This is a genomic window from Mycobacterium sp., from assembly GCF_049683355.1.
GTDB lineage: Bacteria > Actinomycetota > Actinomycetes > Mycobacteriales > Mycobacteriaceae > Mycobacterium.
This window is the reverse complement of record NZ_JBAUJB010000092.1, coordinates 1-16,426: the sequence shown is the minus strand read 5'-3', so window position 1 is coordinate 16,426 and position 16,426 is coordinate 1. Positions and strand designations below refer to the sequence as shown.

13 protein-coding genes and 2 pseudogenes are annotated in these 16,426 nt (G+C 68.3%); 10 read left to right on the top strand and 5 right to left on the bottom strand.

All coding sequences use genetic code 11. The annotated features are described in order from the left end of the window. Together WA944_RS05755 and WA944_RS05750 are read right to left on the bottom strand one after the other, a co-directional pair. Positions 1 to 860 (bottom strand): FAD-binding oxidoreductase (locus tag WA944_RS05755; RefSeq protein WP_526646531.1); only part of this gene is annotated, 860 nt, incomplete at its 3' end. A gap of 16 nt (positions 861 to 876) precedes the next feature. Then, entirely contained in the window at positions 877 to 1,896 is a 1,020-nt protein-coding gene (locus tag WA944_RS05750; protein WP_526646529.1) for an ABC transporter permease, read from the bottom strand. Positions 1,897 to 1,996: 100 nt separating this feature from the next. Between WA944_RS05750 and WA944_RS05745 the strand changes: the two genes are divergently transcribed. Beyond that, positions 1,997 to 2,635: a TetR/AcrR family transcriptional regulator gene (locus tag WA944_RS05745; protein ID WP_526373516.1), complete on the top strand. Its 639-nt coding sequence runs from the start codon at positions 1,997 to 1,999 to the stop codon at positions 2,633 to 2,635. Here WA944_RS05745 and WA944_RS05740 read toward each other — a convergent pair. Then, a complete protein-coding gene (locus WA944_RS05740; RefSeq protein WP_526373514.1) occupies positions 2,630 to 3,301 on the bottom strand; it encodes a GAP family protein in 672 nt (223 codons plus the stop codon). The two genes, WA944_RS05745 and WA944_RS05740, sit on opposite strands and share 6 nt — an antisense overlap. Before the next feature lie 76 nt (positions 3,302 to 3,377). On the opposite strand from WA944_RS05740, the gene WA944_RS05735 reads away from it, so the two are divergent. The 7 genes from WA944_RS05735 (at position 3,378) to WA944_RS05705 (ending at position 11,807) form a co-directional block, all read left to right on the top strand. Continuing rightward, positions 3,378 to 4,778: an amidohydrolase family protein gene (locus WA944_RS05735; RefSeq protein WP_526373513.1), complete on the top strand. Its 1,401-nt coding sequence runs from the start codon at positions 3,378 to 3,380 to the stop codon at positions 4,776 to 4,778. Beyond that, positions 4,771 to 5,721 carry an antibiotic biosynthesis monooxygenase gene (locus tag WA944_RS05730; RefSeq protein ID WP_526373511.1) on the top strand — a complete coding sequence of 317 codons (951 nt, stop codon included), beginning with the start codon at positions 4,771 to 4,773 and terminating at the stop codon, positions 5,719 to 5,721. The genes WA944_RS05735 and WA944_RS05730 overlap by 8 nt, the downstream gene beginning before the upstream one ends. A gap of 161 nt (positions 5,722 to 5,882) precedes the next feature. Next, positions 5,883 to 8,429, top strand: a complete 2,547-nt coding sequence (gene clpB, locus WA944_RS05725; protein ID WP_526373509.1) for an ATP-dependent chaperone ClpB — start codon at positions 5,883 to 5,885, stop codon at positions 8,427 to 8,429. A gap of 151 nt (positions 8,430 to 8,580) precedes the next feature. Then, positions 8,581 to 9,441 (top strand): trehalose monomycolate transport factor TtfA, encoded by an 861-nt coding sequence (gene ttfA, locus WA944_RS05720; protein ID WP_526373507.1) that lies wholly within the window; start codon positions 8,581 to 8,583, stop codon positions 9,439 to 9,441. 13 nt (positions 9,442 to 9,454) lie between these two features. Further along, positions 9,455 to 10,231 carry an SDR family NAD(P)-dependent oxidoreductase gene (locus WA944_RS05715; protein WP_526373506.1) on the top strand — a complete coding sequence of 259 codons (777 nt, stop codon included), beginning with the start codon at positions 9,455 to 9,457 and terminating at the stop codon, positions 10,229 to 10,231. A 6-nt stretch (positions 10,232 to 10,237) separates the two neighbouring features. Then, complete coding sequence (locus tag WA944_RS05710) at positions 10,238 to 11,140, top strand: hypothetical protein (RefSeq protein WP_526373504.1); 903 nt, start codon at positions 10,238 to 10,240, stop codon at positions 11,138 to 11,140. After that, positions 11,133 to 11,807, top strand: a complete 675-nt coding sequence (locus tag WA944_RS05705) for a TrmH family RNA methyltransferase (protein WP_526610703.1) — start codon at positions 11,133 to 11,135, stop codon at positions 11,805 to 11,807. Before WA944_RS05710 ends, WA944_RS05705 begins: the two co-directional genes overlap by 8 nt. On the opposite strand, the pseudogene WA944_RS05700 reads toward WA944_RS05705, so the two are convergent. Both WA944_RS05700 and WA944_RS05695 read right to left on the bottom strand, forming a co-directional pair. Next, positions 11,700 to 13,304: pseudogene (locus WA944_RS05700) on the bottom strand (MFS transporter); the annotation flags it as partial. The gene WA944_RS05705 and the pseudogene WA944_RS05700 overlap by 108 nt on opposite strands. Continuing rightward, positions 13,301 to 13,843 (bottom strand): TetR/AcrR family transcriptional regulator, encoded by a 543-nt coding sequence (locus WA944_RS05695; RefSeq protein ID WP_526373501.1) that lies wholly within the window; start codon positions 13,841 to 13,843, stop codon positions 13,301 to 13,303. The gene WA944_RS05695 and the pseudogene WA944_RS05700, both read right to left, overlap by 4 nt. Positions 13,844 to 13,916: 73 nt before the next feature. Between WA944_RS05695 and WA944_RS05690 the strand changes: the two genes are divergently transcribed. Next, the gene (locus WA944_RS05690) at positions 13,917 to 15,059 is read left to right on the top strand and encodes a glycoside hydrolase family 76 protein (RefSeq protein WP_526373499.1); all 1,143 of its coding nucleotides are present in this window, start codon (positions 13,917 to 13,919) and stop codon (positions 15,057 to 15,059) included. Then, positions 15,019 to 16,426, top strand: a pseudogene (gene nhaA, locus WA944_RS05685) (Na+/H+ antiporter NhaA); the annotation flags it as partial. The gene WA944_RS05690 and the pseudogene nhaA, both read left to right, overlap by 41 nt.

The following is a 16,426-nucleotide window of genomic DNA, read 5'->3' as shown; positions in this document are numbered from 1 at the left end:
CACGGGTACCGCGCCCCGAACAACAGGTGGACGCGCGGGTGCTCCCCGAACAGGGTCAGATCCATGATCAGGGCGCGCAGCGGCGCCAGGCCGGTCGAACCCGCGACGATCAGGACGTCGCCGGCGTCACGGTCGACGTGCATCGCGCCGTGCGGGTTGGACAGCCGCCACCGGTCGCCGGGGCGGGCCTCGCCGACGATCGTCGGGCTCACCATCCCGCCGGGGACCGAGCGGATGTGGAATTCGACGTAACCGGCCGGGTCGGCCGGGATCGACGGACTCAGGTAGCGCCACCGCCGCGGCCACTGCGGGACCTGGACCGGGACGTACTGGCCGGGCAGGTAGTTCAGCGCGTGGTCCATCTTCAGCCGGACGATCGAGACGTCGCGGGTGGGCCGCAGATGTTCGAGCACCGTGCCGTCACTGAACGGCGGGCTGGTCTCGGCGTCCGCCGCGCCGCTCATCACGCCGATGACCAGCTCCACGACGTCGTTGACGGCCTCGTTGAGTCGGCGGTCCCACCGGTCGGCCAGCTGTGAGCGCAGGACTGTGAGCAGCGCCTGCTGCAGTGACGCGTAATGCGCTGGGGTGACACCGTACTTGCGGTGGTCGCGACCGAGCTGGGCGAGAAAGGCCACCGGCTCCTCGGCCCGCTGGGCGATGAGCTGGTCACACAGCCAGCACAGGGCCTGGGCGAATACCTTGCGCTGCATCTCCATGTCCGGCGGGAACAGGTCCCGGGCGGCGAGGTCGGCGCCGAACCACCTGGTGTGGATCTCGCGGATCAGCGGCTCCGACCCGAGATCCGGGTCGACGGCATCACGGAGGATGCGCATCGATTCCCGGTCTTCGAGTCCCACGCCGCACGATACTAAGTCACTGCGCTGTGGATCTCGGCCGACGCAGTGCGGCGGTGACGATGAGCACAGTCCCGGCCAGGATCCAGCAGGCCAGCACCACGACCGCGCTGGTCGCGCCGGCGCCGTCGAACGCGGCCGTCGACCGCAACAGCGTGGCGGTGGCGCCCTGGGGCAGCAGCTGGCCGAGTTCGCCCCACGGTGCGGGCAGCATCTCCGGGGCACTTGTCAGCCCCGACAGTGGGTTGCCCACCAGTACCGCCAGCAGTGCGCCGACTGCCAGGCCCACCCTGCCGAACAGCGCGCCCAGCCCCAGCACGGTCAACGAGGCCGCCGCCACCCCGAGGCTGAGCGCCGCCGCGACGCCCCAGAAGTTCTGATCGATCGAGCCGAACACGTAGCGCAACAGGACCGCGATCGTGACACCGGCCGCGCCGGCGAAGACCACCGCCGCACCGAACCGGGTCCAGGCCTCACGTTGCAACACCAGCAGCAGGGCGATCGCCGGCAGCAGGCCGGCCAGGGTGATGGGTAGTGCCGACGCCGCGATGCCCGCTCCGCGGGGGTCGGCCGACGTGGGCGGAGCGAGGTCTTCGGTGTCCATCGGGATCCCGGTCCGTTGGCTGACCTGGCTTCCGAGTTGGGTCAGCAGTTGGGCGATCGCCGGGCTGCCGGCCGAGGCGATCAGCAGTCGGGCCTGTCCGCCCGGCTCGGACGGCAGCACGATGCCGCCGTACTCATCGCGCTGCCGGATGGCTTCTGTCAGCGCCGCCCCACCGGGGTAGTAGGTGACGTCGAAGGCGCCGGGGGCGTTCTGCTCGAGCATCGTGGCGAGCTGCCCGCCGGCGGCCTGCGGGCCCGCCGCCCCGATGGGCACGCCGTGGGGCCCGGAGTGCACGGCGGGCAGTGTGAACGCCAGCGCCAGGATCACCAGGACGGTGGTGAGCGCGACGATGACGCCTGCGGCGCGCGCCGCAGGCGGCGTTTCGTGCCGCGGCTCCGCGTGGTGGTGGGTGTGCTCCGGGCTGGTGGTGACCATGACCGTCCCCTTTTCACTAGCTGTTGAATTAATCTGCTGAGGGGAGCGTAAGCCGTTGCCGTCAAGATTTCAACAGCCATTGAAATGGTAGCGTCGGTTCATGCCACCACCAGCGCAGACGGACAGGCGCCGGGGTCGACGACAGGGCGGGCCGGTATCCCGGGAGGCGGTTCTGTCCGCGGCGAAGACCCGGTTCGCCCGGGACGGATACGAGAAGACGACGCTGCGGGCCATCGCCGAGGCGGCGCGCGTCGATCCCTCGATGGTGCTCTACCTCTTCGGTTCGAAAGAGGAACTGTTCCGCGAGTCCCTTCGGTTGATCATCGACCCCGAGGTGCTCGTGGCAGCTCTCACGGGCACCGGCGACGACGACGAGCCCGACATCGGAACCCGGATGGTGCGGACCTACCTCGGCGTGTGGGAGGCGCCGGAGAGTTCGGCGAGCATGCGCACGATGCTGGCGTCGGCCACCTCCAACCCCGACGCGCACACCGCGTTCCGCGGCTTCATGCAGAACTATGTGCTGACAGCTGTCTCCGGTGTGCTCGGCGGCGACGAGCAGGCCAGACTGCGGGCGATGTTGGCGGCGAGCAGCCTGGTGGGCACGGCGATGCTGCGTTACCTGATCTGCGTGCCGCCACTGTCGGACCTGCCGACCGAGGACGTGGTGCGCCTGGTGGCGCCGACCGTGACGCGATACCTGACCGCAGACGCCGCCGAACTGGGACTGCCGCTATAGGCCGTGAATCCCCTTGTACAGCACCAAAAGGCCGATCACCACCAGGATCGCGGCGACCAGGACGGCGTGCTGCTTCTCCATCCAGTCCTTGAGTCGGGTCAAGGCGGGATCCAGACGTTGGCCCGACACCGCGTATCCGAGGATGGGCAGTGCCACCGACGAGCCCGCCACCGCCACGAACCAAACGACCGCGATCCACACGCTCGGTGACGGCAGGCCCGCCGACCCGATCGCCAAACCGGCTGCCGCGCAGATGAACAACACCTTCACATTGGCTACCGTCAGGACCGCGGCGGTCGCCGCCGCCTTGGCCGGAGTCAGGGAGCTCATCCGGGTCATCCACCCCGGCATGTGCTCGGATTTCTTCCGATTCGCCCACCGGTAGCCGCCGAAGATGATCAGCGCGACACCGACGACGATCCGAAGCAACGACGCCCACCCCGGCGGTTTCTCCCCGATCCCGCCGATCAGGTTGGACACCGACAGGAACACCGCCGTCAAGACGGCAAGGCTGAGGATCCAGCCCGCCGCGAACGCCAACCCCGTGGGCTTGGGCCGCGCCGTGTGCAGCGCCAGCACCGCCGGGATGATCGACAGCGGGGACAGCGCCACCACCAGGGCGAGCGGAATGAGCTCGGTGAGAATCGATCCCCAGTCACCCGACACCCGGAGAACCTAACAAGAAGTGGCCCTCTGTGGCGCTTGAACCTCGGCAACGGCTCGGGGCCGGTACTCTCACTCGATGACCCAGGTGCATCTCGGGCACGTCTTCCATCTGGCAGGGCGGCCCGGGGTCGCCGACTCGGCCGGCGCGCTGGTGTCCCTGCCTGATGGCGCGTTGGTCATCGACGACGACGGCCGGGTCGTCTTCTGCGGGGAGCGCGGCCGGCTGCCTGCCCGGTTCGGCTCCGCCGAGACCGTCGACCACCGGCCCGGATTTCTGCTGCCGGGCTTCGTCGACACCCACATCCATTTCCCCCAGACCTACGCCGGCGATTCCTACGGGGGCGGCCAGTTACTGGAGTGGCTCGACCAGTGCATCTTCCCAGCCGAATCCCGGCTCGCCGATCCGGAGTTCGCGCTACAGGCGGCGGCGGAGTTCTGCGAGCGTCGCATCGCCGCAGGCACGACCGCGGCGATGGTGTTCGGGTCGGCGTTCCCCCACGCCCAGGACGCACTGTTCACCGAGACCCGGCGGCGGGGACTGCGCATCGTCAGCGGCCGCGGCATCCAGACCGTCGGGCCGGATAGCGCCGCGGCGCTGATCACCTCGGAAGAGGACGCGCTGCGGCTGACTCGGGAGGAGATCGACAAGTGGCACGCCGCTGACACCGGCGACGTGGCGACTGCGCTGCTGCACGTGGCCATCGTCCCGAGGTTCTCGCTGTCGGTCACCGCCGAGACTCTGAAAAATCTTGGGGAACTCTACGATTCGGTACGTGATCGTGGTGTCTACGTACACTCGCATCTCAACGAGAACAACCGGCCCGGAACCGGCGAGGTGGACTCGGTGCTGCAGACCTACCAGGTCGACAGCTACCTGGACACCTACGACGGGAAGTTTCTGCCGGGCTCAGAGGTCGGCGGCAAGAGCCTGCTGGGTCGACGCACCATCCTGGCGCATTGTGTGCACTGCCAGGACGTCGAACTTCAGCGGATGACCGAGACGGGAACCTCGATCTCACATTGCCCGGTCTCGCAACTGTTTCTCGGCTCCGGGACGATGCCGTGGCGCCGCACCGTCGCTTCCGGTGTGAACATCTCAGCCGGAACGGATTTCGGCGGCGGTGACGAATGGCTGATCCCGCGGGTCCTCGGTGATGCGTTCAAGGTCCACATCAGCGAGGCCGACGAGGCGGGAGTCTCGATGCACCCGGCCGAGATGCTCTTCGTCGGCACCCTCGCTGGAGCGCGTGCTCTCGACATGGAAGATCGATTCGGCAACTTCGACGTCGGTAAAGAGGCGGACTTCGTGGTGGTGGACCCGTCGCGCACCCCCGCACTGGCCAACTCGATCGTGCGCGGCGTCCGCTCCTCCGACGTCGACATGGCACGTGATCAGACACTTTTTGCGTTGTTGATGGGGATCCGGGAGTCCTCGATCGTCCAGGTCTACGTCCAGGGTCGTCGCGTCGATGGGTGAGGCGACCGCGGTCACCGTCTTCCATCCGGTCGACGACCCGGCGGGCTTCGGTCGATGGTCGCAGGATCTGTTGGCGTCCGCGCAGGCAGCGGCGGGCCATGTGGCCGGCCGTCTCTCGGTGCACCCCGATGCAGCGTTGGATTGTGCTGTGGCGGTGACCTTTTCCGATGAGCTCCAGCTGCACCGCTGGCTCGACAGTGCGGAGCGGGGCGACGTGCTCGGCGACGGCCGGACCCGGGGTTACTCGACGTGTTCGGCCGACATGATCCTCACCGAGGACGGCCCGCTGTCGGCGGGCGTGGGGCTGTTCCGTCATGCCGTCGCGGCGGGCATGGAGGCCGATTTCGAGGCGATGGAGGTGCGCCTGGCGGTCGCTGCTGCCGACTTCCCCGGGTACGAGGGCACGGTGCTGTTGGCGCCGGACCGGCGCGGCGAATGGATCTCGATGGCGCGGTTCCGAACCAGCGCTCAGCTGTCGGAGTGGATGCACTCGGTCGTCCGGGCCGAGGCGTTGTCGGGATTGCGCTCGACGTTGCGCCGGGAGTTCACCACGGCGTCCAGCACGACTCCGTTCGCCACCACGGTGCGGATCGAGGGCGGCCGCACTCTCATGACGCCGAACTGGAAGTCGGCGATGCTGGTGTTGCTCGTGCTCTACCCGACGGTGATGCTGCTGTCACGGTTCCTCGGACCGGTGATCGCCGATGCGGGTGCAGCACCGTGGCTGGGGCTGTGGATCAGTCAGATCATCAGTGTGGTGGCGATGCAGTGGTGGCTGATGCCGGCGGCGTCGCGGCCGTTCCGGCGCTGGCTGGACCCGCTGGAGGGGAAGGGCTTCCGTATCGGTTTTGTGGGGGCGGCGGCGATCATCGTGTTGTACGCGGTGACCCTCATGGTCTTTGCGACCGTGCACGAGCTGCACTTCTGGGACTACGTGGACTGATTCCGTGTTCAGTGCCGGGCCGGGGGTCATAAGGCCCTAGTTCCTGCGACCCAAAAAAGTTAAAGTTGAGCGGAACAGACTCAACCATGACGACGTTGGTCAAGGGGACAAGCATTCGAAGGGCCGTTCTGCGGCCCACTGCACATGGAAGGGGAGGTGTCGTGGATTCGTTCAATCCGACGACCAAGACCCAAGCGGCGCTGACCTCGGCACTGCAGGCTGCCACAGCGGCGGGGAACCCGCAGATCGCCCCCGCGCATCTGCTGATGGCTTTGCTGACGCAGAACGACGGTATCGCCGCGCCGCTGCTCGAGGCCGTCGGCGTGGAACCCGCGACCGTTCGTTCCGAGACTCAGCGGCTGCTCGACCGGTTGCCCAGTGCGACCGGCTCGGCGTCGCAGCCGCAGCTCGCGCCACAGTCGCTCGCGGCGATCACCGCCGCACAGCACCTCGCCACGGAGATGGACGACGAGTACGTCTCCACCGAGCATCTGCTGGTCGGCCTGGCCACCGGTGACAGTGACACCGCCAAGCTCCTGACCGGCCACGGCGCGTCGCCGCAGGCGTTGCGCGAGGCGTTCACCAAGGTGCGCGGCAGCGCCCGCGTCACCAGCCCGGATCCGGAGGGCACCTATCAGGCGCTGGAGAAGTACTCCACCGACCTGACCGCACGCGCCAAGGAAGGCAAGCTGGACCCGGTCATCGGGCGCGACAACGAGATCCGTCGCGTCGTGCAGGTGCTGAGCCGCCGCACCAAGAACAACCCGGTGCTCATCGGTGAACCCGGTGTGGGCAAGACCGCGATCGTCGAGGGACTGGCGCAGCGCATCATCGCCGGCGACGTGCCCGAGAGCCTGCGGGACAAGACCGTCGTCTCGCTCGACATGGGTTCGATGGTGGCCGGCGCCAAGTACCGCGGCGAGTTCGAGGAACGGCTCAAGGCCGTCCTCGACGACATCAAGAACTCCGCGGGCCAGATCATCACGTTCATCGACGAGCTGCACACCATCGTCGGCGCCGGCGCCACCGGCGAGGGAGCCATGGACGCGGGCAACATGATCAAGCCCATGCTGGCCCGCGGGGAGCTGCGGTTGGTCGGCGCCACCACGCTCGACGAGTACCGCAAGTACATCGAGAAGGACGCCGCGCTGGAACGTCGCTTCCAGCAGGTGCTGGTCGGGGAGCCGTCGGTCGACGACACCGTCGGCATCCTGCGCGGCCTCAAGGACCGCTACGAGGTGCACCACGGCGTCCGGATCACCGACTCGGCGCTGGTGGCCGCGGCCACCCTCTCCGACCGCTACATCACCGCGCGTTTCCTCCCGGACAAGGCCATCGACCTGGTCGACGAGGCCGCCTCGCGGCTGCGGATGGAGATCGACTCCCGCCCGGTGGAGATCGACGAGGTCGAACGCCTGGTCCGGCGCCTGGAGATCGAGGAGATGGCGCTGGCCAAGGAGACAGACGCAGCGTCTGTCGACCGGTTGGAGAAGCTGCGCGCCGAGCTTGCCGATCACAAAGAGAAGCTGGCCGAGCTGACCACCAGGTGGCAGAACGAGAAGGGCGCCATCGACATCGTCCGCGATCTCAAGGAGCAGCTGGACACCCTGCGCGGTGAGGCCGACCGGGCCGAGCGCGACGGCGACCTGGCCAAGGCCGCCGAGCTGCGCTACGGGCGCATCCCCGAGGTCGAGAAAAAGCTCGACGCGGCGTCGCCCGTCGCCGAAGCGCGCGAGAACGTGATGCTCAAGGAAGAGGTCGGACCCGACGACATCGCCGATGTGGTGTCGGCGTGGACCGGTATCCCCGCAGGTCGGATGCTCGAAGGTGAGACCGCGAAGCTGCTGCGGATGGAGGACGAGCTGGGAAAGCGCGTCGTCGGCCAGAACAAGGCCGTGCAGGCTGTCTCCGATGCGGTTCGCCGGAGCCGTGCCGGTGTGGCCGATCCGAACCGTCCGACGGGATCGTTCATGTTCCTCGGACCCACCGGTGTCGGTAAGACCGAGCTGGCCAAGGCTTTGGCCGAGTTCCTGTTCGACGACGAGCGCGCGATGGTGCGCATCGACATGAGCGAGTACGGCGAGAAGCACTCCGTGGCTCGCCTGGTCGGTGCCCCTCCCGGCTACGTGGGCTACGACCAGGGCGGCCAGCTGACCGAGGCGGTGCGGCGGCGTCCGTACACGGTGATCCTGTTCGACGAGATCGAGAAGGCGCACCCGGACGTGTTCGACGTGCTGCTGCAGGTCCTCGACGAGGGCCGGCTCACTGACGGCCAGGGCCGCACGGTGGACTTCCGCAACACCATCCTGATCCTGACCTCCAACCTCGGAGCCGGCGGCTCCGAGGAGCAGGTGATGGCCGCGGTGCGCTCGGCGTTCAAGCCGGAGTTCATCAACCGACTCGATGACGTGATCATCTTCGACGGGCTCAACCCCGAGGAACTGGTGTCCATCGTCGACATCCAGCTCGCGCAGCTGGCCAAGCGGCTCGCTCAGCGCCGCCTCACCCTGGAGGTGTCGCTGCCGGCGAAGAAGTGGCTGGCCGAGCGCGGTTTCGACCCGCTCTACGGTGCGCGGCCACTGCGGCGGTTGCTGCAACAGGCGATCGGCGACCAGCTGGCCAAGTTGTTGCTGGCCGGCGAGGTGCACGACGGTGACGTGGTGCCGGTCAACGTCAGCGCGGATGGCGATTCGCTGGTCTTGGGCTGAGTCCCAATCCCCGCCGGAACGGTATTCCAGCAGGCGTCCACCCGGATTTGACCTGCGGGAATACCGTTCCGCGGGGGTGTGACGGCTGAGATTGCGATTGTGATCCGTTCGAGTTCGGGATTCGTCGCCCAGAGCGGATACTCTTGAGCCAATGGTTCCGCTCTGGTTCACGCTGTCTGCACTCTGCTTCGTGGGTGCGGCCGTGCTGTTGTATGTCGACCTCGACCGACGTCGAGGTCTCGGCCGACGCCGCAAGTCGTGGGCCAAGTCGCACGGCTTCGACTACGAGCACGAGTCCACCGACATCCTCAAGCGCTGGAAGCGTGGGGTGATGTCCACGGTCGGCGACGTCAGCGCCCGCAATGTGGTTCTCGGCCAGATCCGCGGCGAGGCGGTCTTCATCTTCGATCTCGAAGACGTCGCCACGGTCATCGCGCTGCACCGCAAGGTCGGCACCAACGTCGTCGTCGACATGCGTCTCAAGGGCATCAAGGAACCGCGCGAGAGCGACATCTGGCTGCTCGGCGCCATCGGCCCGCGGATGGTGTACTCCACCAACCTCGACGCCGCCCGCCGTGCCTGCGACCGCAGGATGGTCACGTTCGCCCACACCGCGCCCGATTGCGCCGAGATCATGTGGAACGAACAGAACTGGACGCTGGTCAGCATGCCGATCACCAGCACCCGTGCCCAATGGGACGAGGGGCTGCGCACGGTGCGCCAGTTCAACGACCTGCTGCGGGTGCTGCCGCCGCTTCCTTCGGCGTCCGCGGGCCAGCCGGTCGCCCGCCGCAGTGGATCACCGAGCCGCCCGCTCACGCCCTCGCCTGCGGGACGGTCCGAGTTGGCGCCCGGTATGAAAGACCAGCCACCCGGGCGGGCCGACGTCGGTCGTTACGCCACCCGGCCCGAACCCGGCAGGTTCGAGGCCGGTGCGGGCCGGCCCGAGCCGGTTCGTCGCACCCCGCCGCCGGCCCGCAATGGTCGGCAGTCGCCGAACTATCAGCGGTAAGTATCCTCTGGGGATGCCTCGCCACGTCGCTCTGATCACCGGGCCGACGTCCGGTCTGGGTGAAGGGTTCGCCCGCCGCTACGCAGTCGACGGCTACGATCTGGTGCTGGTGGCCCGTGACGTCGCCCGGCTCGACCGTCTCGCCGCGGAACTGCATGACGAGGCGGGCGCGCAGGTGGAGGTGCTTGCCGCCGACCTGTCAGTCGCCGCCGACCGGGAGCGGGTCGCCGAGCGGCTGCGCGCCGGGGTCCGCGTCCTGGTGAACAACGCAGGGTTCGGCACGGCCGGCGAGTTCTGGTCCGCCGATCTCGAGATGCTGCAGCGTCAGCTCGACGTCAACGTCACCGCGGTCATGCAACTCACCCACGCCGCGTTACCGTCGATGCTGGCCGCAGGCGAGGGCACCGTGCTCAACGTGGCCAGCGTGGCCGGGCTGCTGCCCGGGCGCGGCTCCACCTACTCGGCATCCAAGGCTTGGGTCGTCTCGTTCTCCGAGGGGCTGGCCAACGGGCTTACCGGAACCGGGGTGGGGGTGCACGCACTGTGCCCGGGGTTCGTCCACACCGAGTTCCATGCGCGTGCCGACATCGACATGGCTGGCACCCCGTCGTTCCTGTGGCTCGAGGTCGACGACGTGGTCCGGGAGACGATGGCCGACCTGGCCAAGGGCAAGATCGTGATCATTCCCGGCCTGCAATACAAGGCGCTGACCACCGGCGGCCGGATGATCCCCCGAAACGTGGTGCGCGCCTTGACCAAAGTGGTGGGCAAGGGCCGTGACCGAACCTGAGACCACGTGCGGGTAATCGCGATCCTGGTGGCGATCGTTCTCGCCGCCACGTCCTGCTCGGCATCAGCCGACCGAACCGACGTGTACTCCGCCGCAACGGCTTCGATGGGTGAATCACTGGCGATCCTCGGCTGGAACATGTCGGTGGCCAACCTGAGGTTCGACGCCGACTACGTGCTGGTCGACGTGGACGCGTCGCCGTCGCAGGAGAACGGCCAGCATGCCGATCCGCAGGACATCAGGTTCGGACTCTACGGAGCACTGGCGCACCCGATGGAGGCCCCCGGCATCGGCGGCTGCGAGGACGTGACAAGCCTTGACATCCAACCGTTGTCGGCGCCCACGCCGGACCGGCTGACCGGCACCGTGTGCATGGGTCCGTTGCGGGACCAGTCCCAGGTGCGCGGGGTGTACGTCTACTCACCGCGCGACCGCATCGCCGGCACCACGGCGTCCTATCCCGCGGCGTTCCCCGTCGGGGTGATGCCCACCAACGTGAACGACACGGGGCTGACCGTCCGGACGACCAGCTTGGATGCGTTCCGTGCGGACGGAGCGAAACTCGACCCGTCGGCCCTCGGCGATCCGACTGCGTTCACCGGCAACGGTTACATGCTGCTGGGACTCGAGATCAACGGCCTGGCAGCACGTTACCGTGACGATTCGGCGGAGCGCGGCGGACCGATGATGGTGTTGGCCGCCCCGACGCTTCCGGGGAGGGGGCTGAGTCATGCGTGCAGCGTGTACGGCTCCTCGGTGCTCGTGCTGCCCGAGGCGTCGCGGGAGGCGGTGCAGATCCGCGCCTCGCTGTGCACCCAGGGCGAGATCAACGAGGCGCTGCTCTACCCGACGGTGTCGCTGACCGGCACCCATGCGGCGCTGTGGACGGTCGAGCCGAAGGATGACTGACGACCCCGACAGTACTGACGACACTGCCGATCCGGCCGGCCCCACCGAGTGGGGGGAGGGCCGCGGGGTGGGGCCGTGGCAGGGACCGTTTCCCGAGGACGTCAGGTACGACCCGGAGTTGTTGCGGGCCGGGGACACCCGCAATGTGGTCGACCCCTACCGCTACTGGACTCGGGAAGCCATCATCGCCGACATCGACGAGCGGCGGCATCCGCTGCACGTGGCCATCGAGAACTTCGGCAACGACGCCAACATCGGTGCGGTCGTGCGCACCGCGAACGCCTTCGCCGTCGACACCGTGCACATCGTCGGCCGGCGTCGCTGGAACCGGCGAGGGGCCATGGTCACCGACCGCTATCAGCGGTTGCGTCACCACGACACGACCGCCGAGCTGCTGGAATTCGCCTCGCAGGCCGGGCTGACCGTGGTGGCGGTCGACAACATCCCCGGGGCCTCACGCCTCGAGGATGTCACCCTGCCGCGGGATTGCCTGCTGATCTTCGGGCAGGAGGGTCCGGGCATCACCGCCGATGCCAAGGCCGGCGCCGGTGCAGTGGTTTCGATCGCCCAGTTCGGTTCCACGCGCAGCATCAACGCCGCCGTCGCCGCGGGGATCACCATGCACGCCTGGATCCGCGAGCACGCGGACCTCGACCGGGCCTGGTGAGCCGTCGCGTGGCCGCAGCAGCAGCCAGACTGCGACCGCGGCGGTGAGCAGCAGCGCCGCGCCGACACCGGAGGCGATGGCCAGGCCGTCGGTGAACGCGGTCTTGGCGGCCGTGAGCAGACCCGTCGCCTGATCGGCCGGCAACCCGTCGGCCGCGCGCAGGGCGCCGGGCAGTGAATCCCGGGCGGCGGTGGCGACGTCGGCCGGGACGCTCGGCGCGATCACGACGGTGCGGTAGACGGCGGTGACGATGGACCCCAGCGTCGCGATGCCCAGTGCCATGCCGAGTTCGTAGGCGGTCTCGGAGACCGCCGCCGCCGAGCCGGCCCGTTCCCTGGGCACGCTGGCCAGGATGACGTCGCTGGCGACGGTGAAGGCCAGACCGAGCCCGACGCCGACGACGAACAGCGCGATGCCGAGCGGCAGGTACGGCGTGACCGGTGTGAACAGCTTCAGCGACGCCATCAGCGCGGCCATCGCCACACCGACGAGCGCCAGCCCCGTGGTCAGTACCAGGCGGTGCGACACGTACCGCACGGCCACCCCGGCGAGCACGCCGAACACGGTCGCGGTCACCGCGGCGGGCAGTTCCGCCAGGCCGGCCTTCAGCGGCCCGTACCCCTGCACCAGCTGGAAATACTGCGACAGGAAGAACACCAGCCCGGAAAGGCCGAGCACCGAGAGCAGGTTGGCGGACACCACCCCGGAGAACACCGGGTTGCGGAACAGCCGGACATCGATCAGCGGCACCGGCAGACGCAACTGGCGCCGGACGAACAGCGTCAGCGCTGTGGCGCCGACAACGGCCGCGAGGACGGCGTCGATGCGCACGCCGTGCGAGATGGCGGCGAAGCCCTCCTTGATGCCGTAGACCACACCGAGCATGCCGACCATGGACAGCACCACGCTGGGGACGTCCCACGGTCCGGGTTCGGGGTAGCGGTGTTCGGGCAGCAGCACGACGCCGCCGACGACGAGCACCAGCATCACCGGGATGTTGATCAGGAACACCGATCCCCACCAGAAGTGCTCGAGCAGCACGCCGCCGACCACCGGGCCCAACGCAGCGCCTGCGGAAAAGGCCGATGCCCACACGCCGACGGCAATGCTGCGCTCCCGCTGGTCGGGGAAGAGCCCGCGGATCAATGCGAGGGTGGCGGGTGCCAGGGTGGCGCCCGCCATGCCCAGCAGCGCCCGCATCAGGATCAGCATCTCCGGGGTCGACGCGTACGCCGTGGCCACCGAGACGATCGCGAATGCTGTTGCGCCCCAGAGCAACAGCTTTTTGTGTCCGATGCGGTCCCCGAGGCTGCCCATGGTGATCAGCAACGCGGCCAGCACGAACGAGTAGAGGTCCCCGATCCACAAAGTCTGGGTGCCGGTGGCGCCGAGGTCGGCGCTGATGAACGGCGTCGCCAACGCGAGAACCGTTCCGTCGACGCCTATGAGCAGCACCGCCATGGTGAGGATGCCGAGAGCGAACCAGCGGCGGTTCATGAGGCCTGTACTCCGTGCAGTAGTAGGTCGGTGATGAGTCGGTCGAAGTCACGGCCGGCGACGCGTCCCGCGCGCACCGCCCAGGCGGTGCCCTCCACCAGGCTGTAGAACGCCTCGGTGAGCCACGCCGCGGTCAGGTCGGGGCGGAAGTCTCCGTCGCGCTGTCCGCGCTCGAACAACGACGTGATCTCGGTGTCGATCTCCTGCCAGACGTCCAGGGTGTGGTCCAGGTCGAGTTCCTGGCTCTGGCTGTACAAAAGGGCCAGGTACGGCGACACCGACCGGCACGCCGAGACGAGTCGGCGCAGCGCCTCGGGGGCCGGACCGTCGTGCAGGCGGGCAGTGCTCAGCACGTCGCGCATCTCGGCGATGGCAAGCTCTTCGAGCGCCTCCATCAAGGCGGCCTTACCGGCGAAGTGCCGGTGCAGGGTCGCCCGGCTCACGCCGACGGCGGTGGCGATTTCGTCTTGCGTTGCGTTCGGGCGACGACCGAGGAAGTCCGCCGCAGCGCGCAGCAACTCCTCACGCGTCGATGACATGCAACAACTATAGCTCGTTTGAGACAAAACTGTCTCATACCCATTTGCCGGTAGTTGAGGCAGGATCAACCCCATGGATCAGCTGTGGGCCAACCGCGCCGCCAGTGCGGAAGCGGCGATCGCGAAGCGGCACCTCAAGAAGCTGTGGGGCCTGCCGGGCACACAACTCGGCGTCGTCGCCTGGCCGGCCACCGGTCAGCACCGGCGGTTCGGCACCTGGCACTACTGGTGGCAGGCCCACCTACTGGACAACCTCGTCGACGCCCAGGTGCGCGACCCCGACCCCGAGCGCTTGAAGTCGATCACCCGGCAGACCCGCGGCCAACGGCTGCGCAACCTCGGCTCCTGGGTCAACAACTACTACGACGACATGGCCTGGCTGGCGCTCGCACTCGAGCGGGCGGGTCGCCTGACCGGAGCGGGTCGGCCCAAGGCCCTCGAGAAGCTCGCCGACCAGTTCCTCGGCGCCTGGGTGCCCGAGGACGGCGGCGGGATTCCCTGGCGCAAGCAGGACCAGTTCTTCAACGCCCCAGCCAACGGGCCTGCCGGAATCTTTCTGGCCCGCTACGAGGGCCGGTTGCGGCGCGCGCAGCAGATGGCCGATTGGATCGACGAGACGCTGATCGACCCGGAGACTCATCTGGTGTTCGACGGCATCAAGTCCGGCTCGCTGGTGCGTGCGCAGTACACGTACTGCCAGGGTGTGGTGCTCGGGCTGGAAACCGAACTCGCCGCGCGCACCGAGGACACCCGCCACGCCGAACGGGTGCACCGGCTGGTCGCGGCGGTCGCCGAGCACATGGCCCCCGAAGGGGTGATCAAGGCCGGCGGCGGAGGCGACGGCGGGCTGTTCAACGGGATCCTGGCACGCTATCTGGCGCTGGTGGCGACCACGCTGCCCCGTCGCACGGACGGGGACGAGAAAGCCTGTCAGGCAGCGCGTTCAGTGGTTCTCACGTCGGCCCGGGCGGCGTGGGACAATCGCCAGACGGTCGAGGGGCTCCCGTTGTTCGGTGCGTTCTGGGATCGCGCCGCCGAGATGCCGACGGCCGGCACCAAGGACGCCGAGTTCGCGCAAAATGTTGATGGCGCCATCAACTCGTCGGCGATCCCGGAGCGCGATCTTTCCGTGCAGCTTTCGGGATGGATGCTGATGGAGGCCGCCCACGGACTCGATGCGCAGGAGGCCGACCCGGAGATCGCCGTCGGTGAGTGAACTGCCGGCCCAGCGGGGGTTCCCGCTGCTTCCTGCACGGCTCAACCGCGGCAGCAAGGCCACCAAGACGACGGACAACACCGCCGCGGCGCTGTTGCTCGCGTTCACCGTCTTGGCCATCCTGTGGGCCAATTCACGTTGGGCGCAGAGCTATTCAGATTTTCTCGACACCCCCTGGGTCTCGCGGTCGGTGCCCACCATTTCGAGATGACGGTCAAACACCTCGTCAACGACGGGCTGATGACCTTCTTCTTCTTCTTCTTCTTCATCGTCGGCCTGGAGGTGACCCGCGAGTTCACCATCGGTGAGCTGACCGACCGGTCCCGGGCCGCGGTGCCGGTGGTCGCCGCGGCGGCGGGCCTGGTGATCCCGGCGGCGGTGTTCCTGCTGTTCAACCCGTCCGGTGAGGACGCGCACGCATGGGGCGTGGTGATCTCCACCGATACCGCGTTCCTGGTCGGCGCACTGGCCATCGTCAAACCGAAGTTCCCTGCCCGGGGGCGGATCTTCTTGTTCACCCTCGCCGTGGTGGATGACGTCGGAGCGCTGGGCGCGATCGCGCTGTTCTACTCCGACAGCATCCAGGTCGGTCCGCTGATCGTTTCGGTGACGCTGCTCGTCGCACTGGCCTTGGTGCGCTTTCTGCCGCCGGGGGTGCGCGGGCCCGCATACGCGGTCTCGGGTGTCGCGCTGTGGATCGCCCTGTATCTGGCAGCATCCACCCGACGCTGGCCGGAGTTGCGGTGGCGCTGCTGATCCCGGTGTTCACGCCCGAACGAGGTCCGGTCGAGCGGGCCGTCCACCAGATCCGGGCGTTCCGTCAGTCTCCGAACTCCCAATATGCCCGCGCGGCCAGCCGCTCTCTGCGGGAGTCGATCTCGATCAACGAGAGGCTGCAGACGAGCGTCGGGCCGGCGGTCGCCTTTGTGGTTCTGCCGCTGTTCGCGTTGGTCAACGCCGGCGTGCGGCTGGATGAACAGAGCCTGTCGACGGCGCTTCGGTCTCCGTTGACGTGGGGGATCGTCGCCGGTCTGGTGATCGGGAAGTTCGTCGGCATCACCGGAGCCACCTGGTTCATGCGACGCACCCGGTTGGGCGAGCTCGCCCCCGGGCTCACGCTGCGCCGCATCGCGGGCGTGCAGCGCTGTCCGGCATCGGCTTCACGATCTCGCTGTTCATCGTCGACATCGCGATCCCGGAACCCGCCCGCCAGGATCAGGCACGCATCGGTGTGCTGGCGGCGTCGTTGATCGCGTTCGGGCTGGGGTGGACGATCTTCCGGGTCACCGACTGGCTGAGTCCGCCCGAACCTGTCGGGCTCAAGCTGCTCCGGCCGGTGGACCCGGAACGCGACCACATCCGCGGCA

What these genes read in the sequence shown, in the direction of transcription:
- WA944_RS05690 (WP_526373499.1), top strand. Translation starts at nt 13,917, where the DNA reads ATGGATCAGCTGTGGGCCAACCGCGCCGCCAGTGCGGAAGCGGCGATC.
- WA944_RS05695 (WP_526373501.1), bottom strand. Translation starts at nt 13,843, where the DNA reads ATGTCATCGACGCGTGAGGAGTTGCTGCGCGCTGCGGCGGACTTCCTC.
- WA944_RS05750 (WP_526646529.1), bottom strand. Translation starts at nt 1,896, where the DNA reads ATGGTCACCACCAGCCCGGAGCACACCCACCACCACGCGGAGCCGCGG.
- WA944_RS05705 (WP_526610703.1), top strand. Translation starts at nt 11,133, where the DNA reads ATGACTGACGACCCCGACAGTACTGACGACACTGCCGATCCGGCCGGC.
- WA944_RS05745 (WP_526373516.1), top strand. Translation starts at nt 1,997, where the DNA reads ATGCCACCACCAGCGCAGACGGACAGGCGCCGGGGTCGACGACAGGGC.
- WA944_RS05730 (WP_526373511.1), top strand. Translation starts at nt 4,771, where the DNA reads ATGGGTGAGGCGACCGCGGTCACCGTCTTCCATCCGGTCGACGACCCG.
- WA944_RS05715 (WP_526373506.1), top strand. Translation starts at nt 9,455, where the DNA reads ATGCCTCGCCACGTCGCTCTGATCACCGGGCCGACGTCCGGTCTGGGT.
- WA944_RS05735 (WP_526373513.1), top strand. Translation starts at nt 3,378, where the DNA reads ATGACCCAGGTGCATCTCGGGCACGTCTTCCATCTGGCAGGGCGGCCC.
- ttfA (WP_526373507.1), top strand. Translation starts at nt 8,581, where the DNA reads ATGGTTCCGCTCTGGTTCACGCTGTCTGCACTCTGCTTCGTGGGTGCG.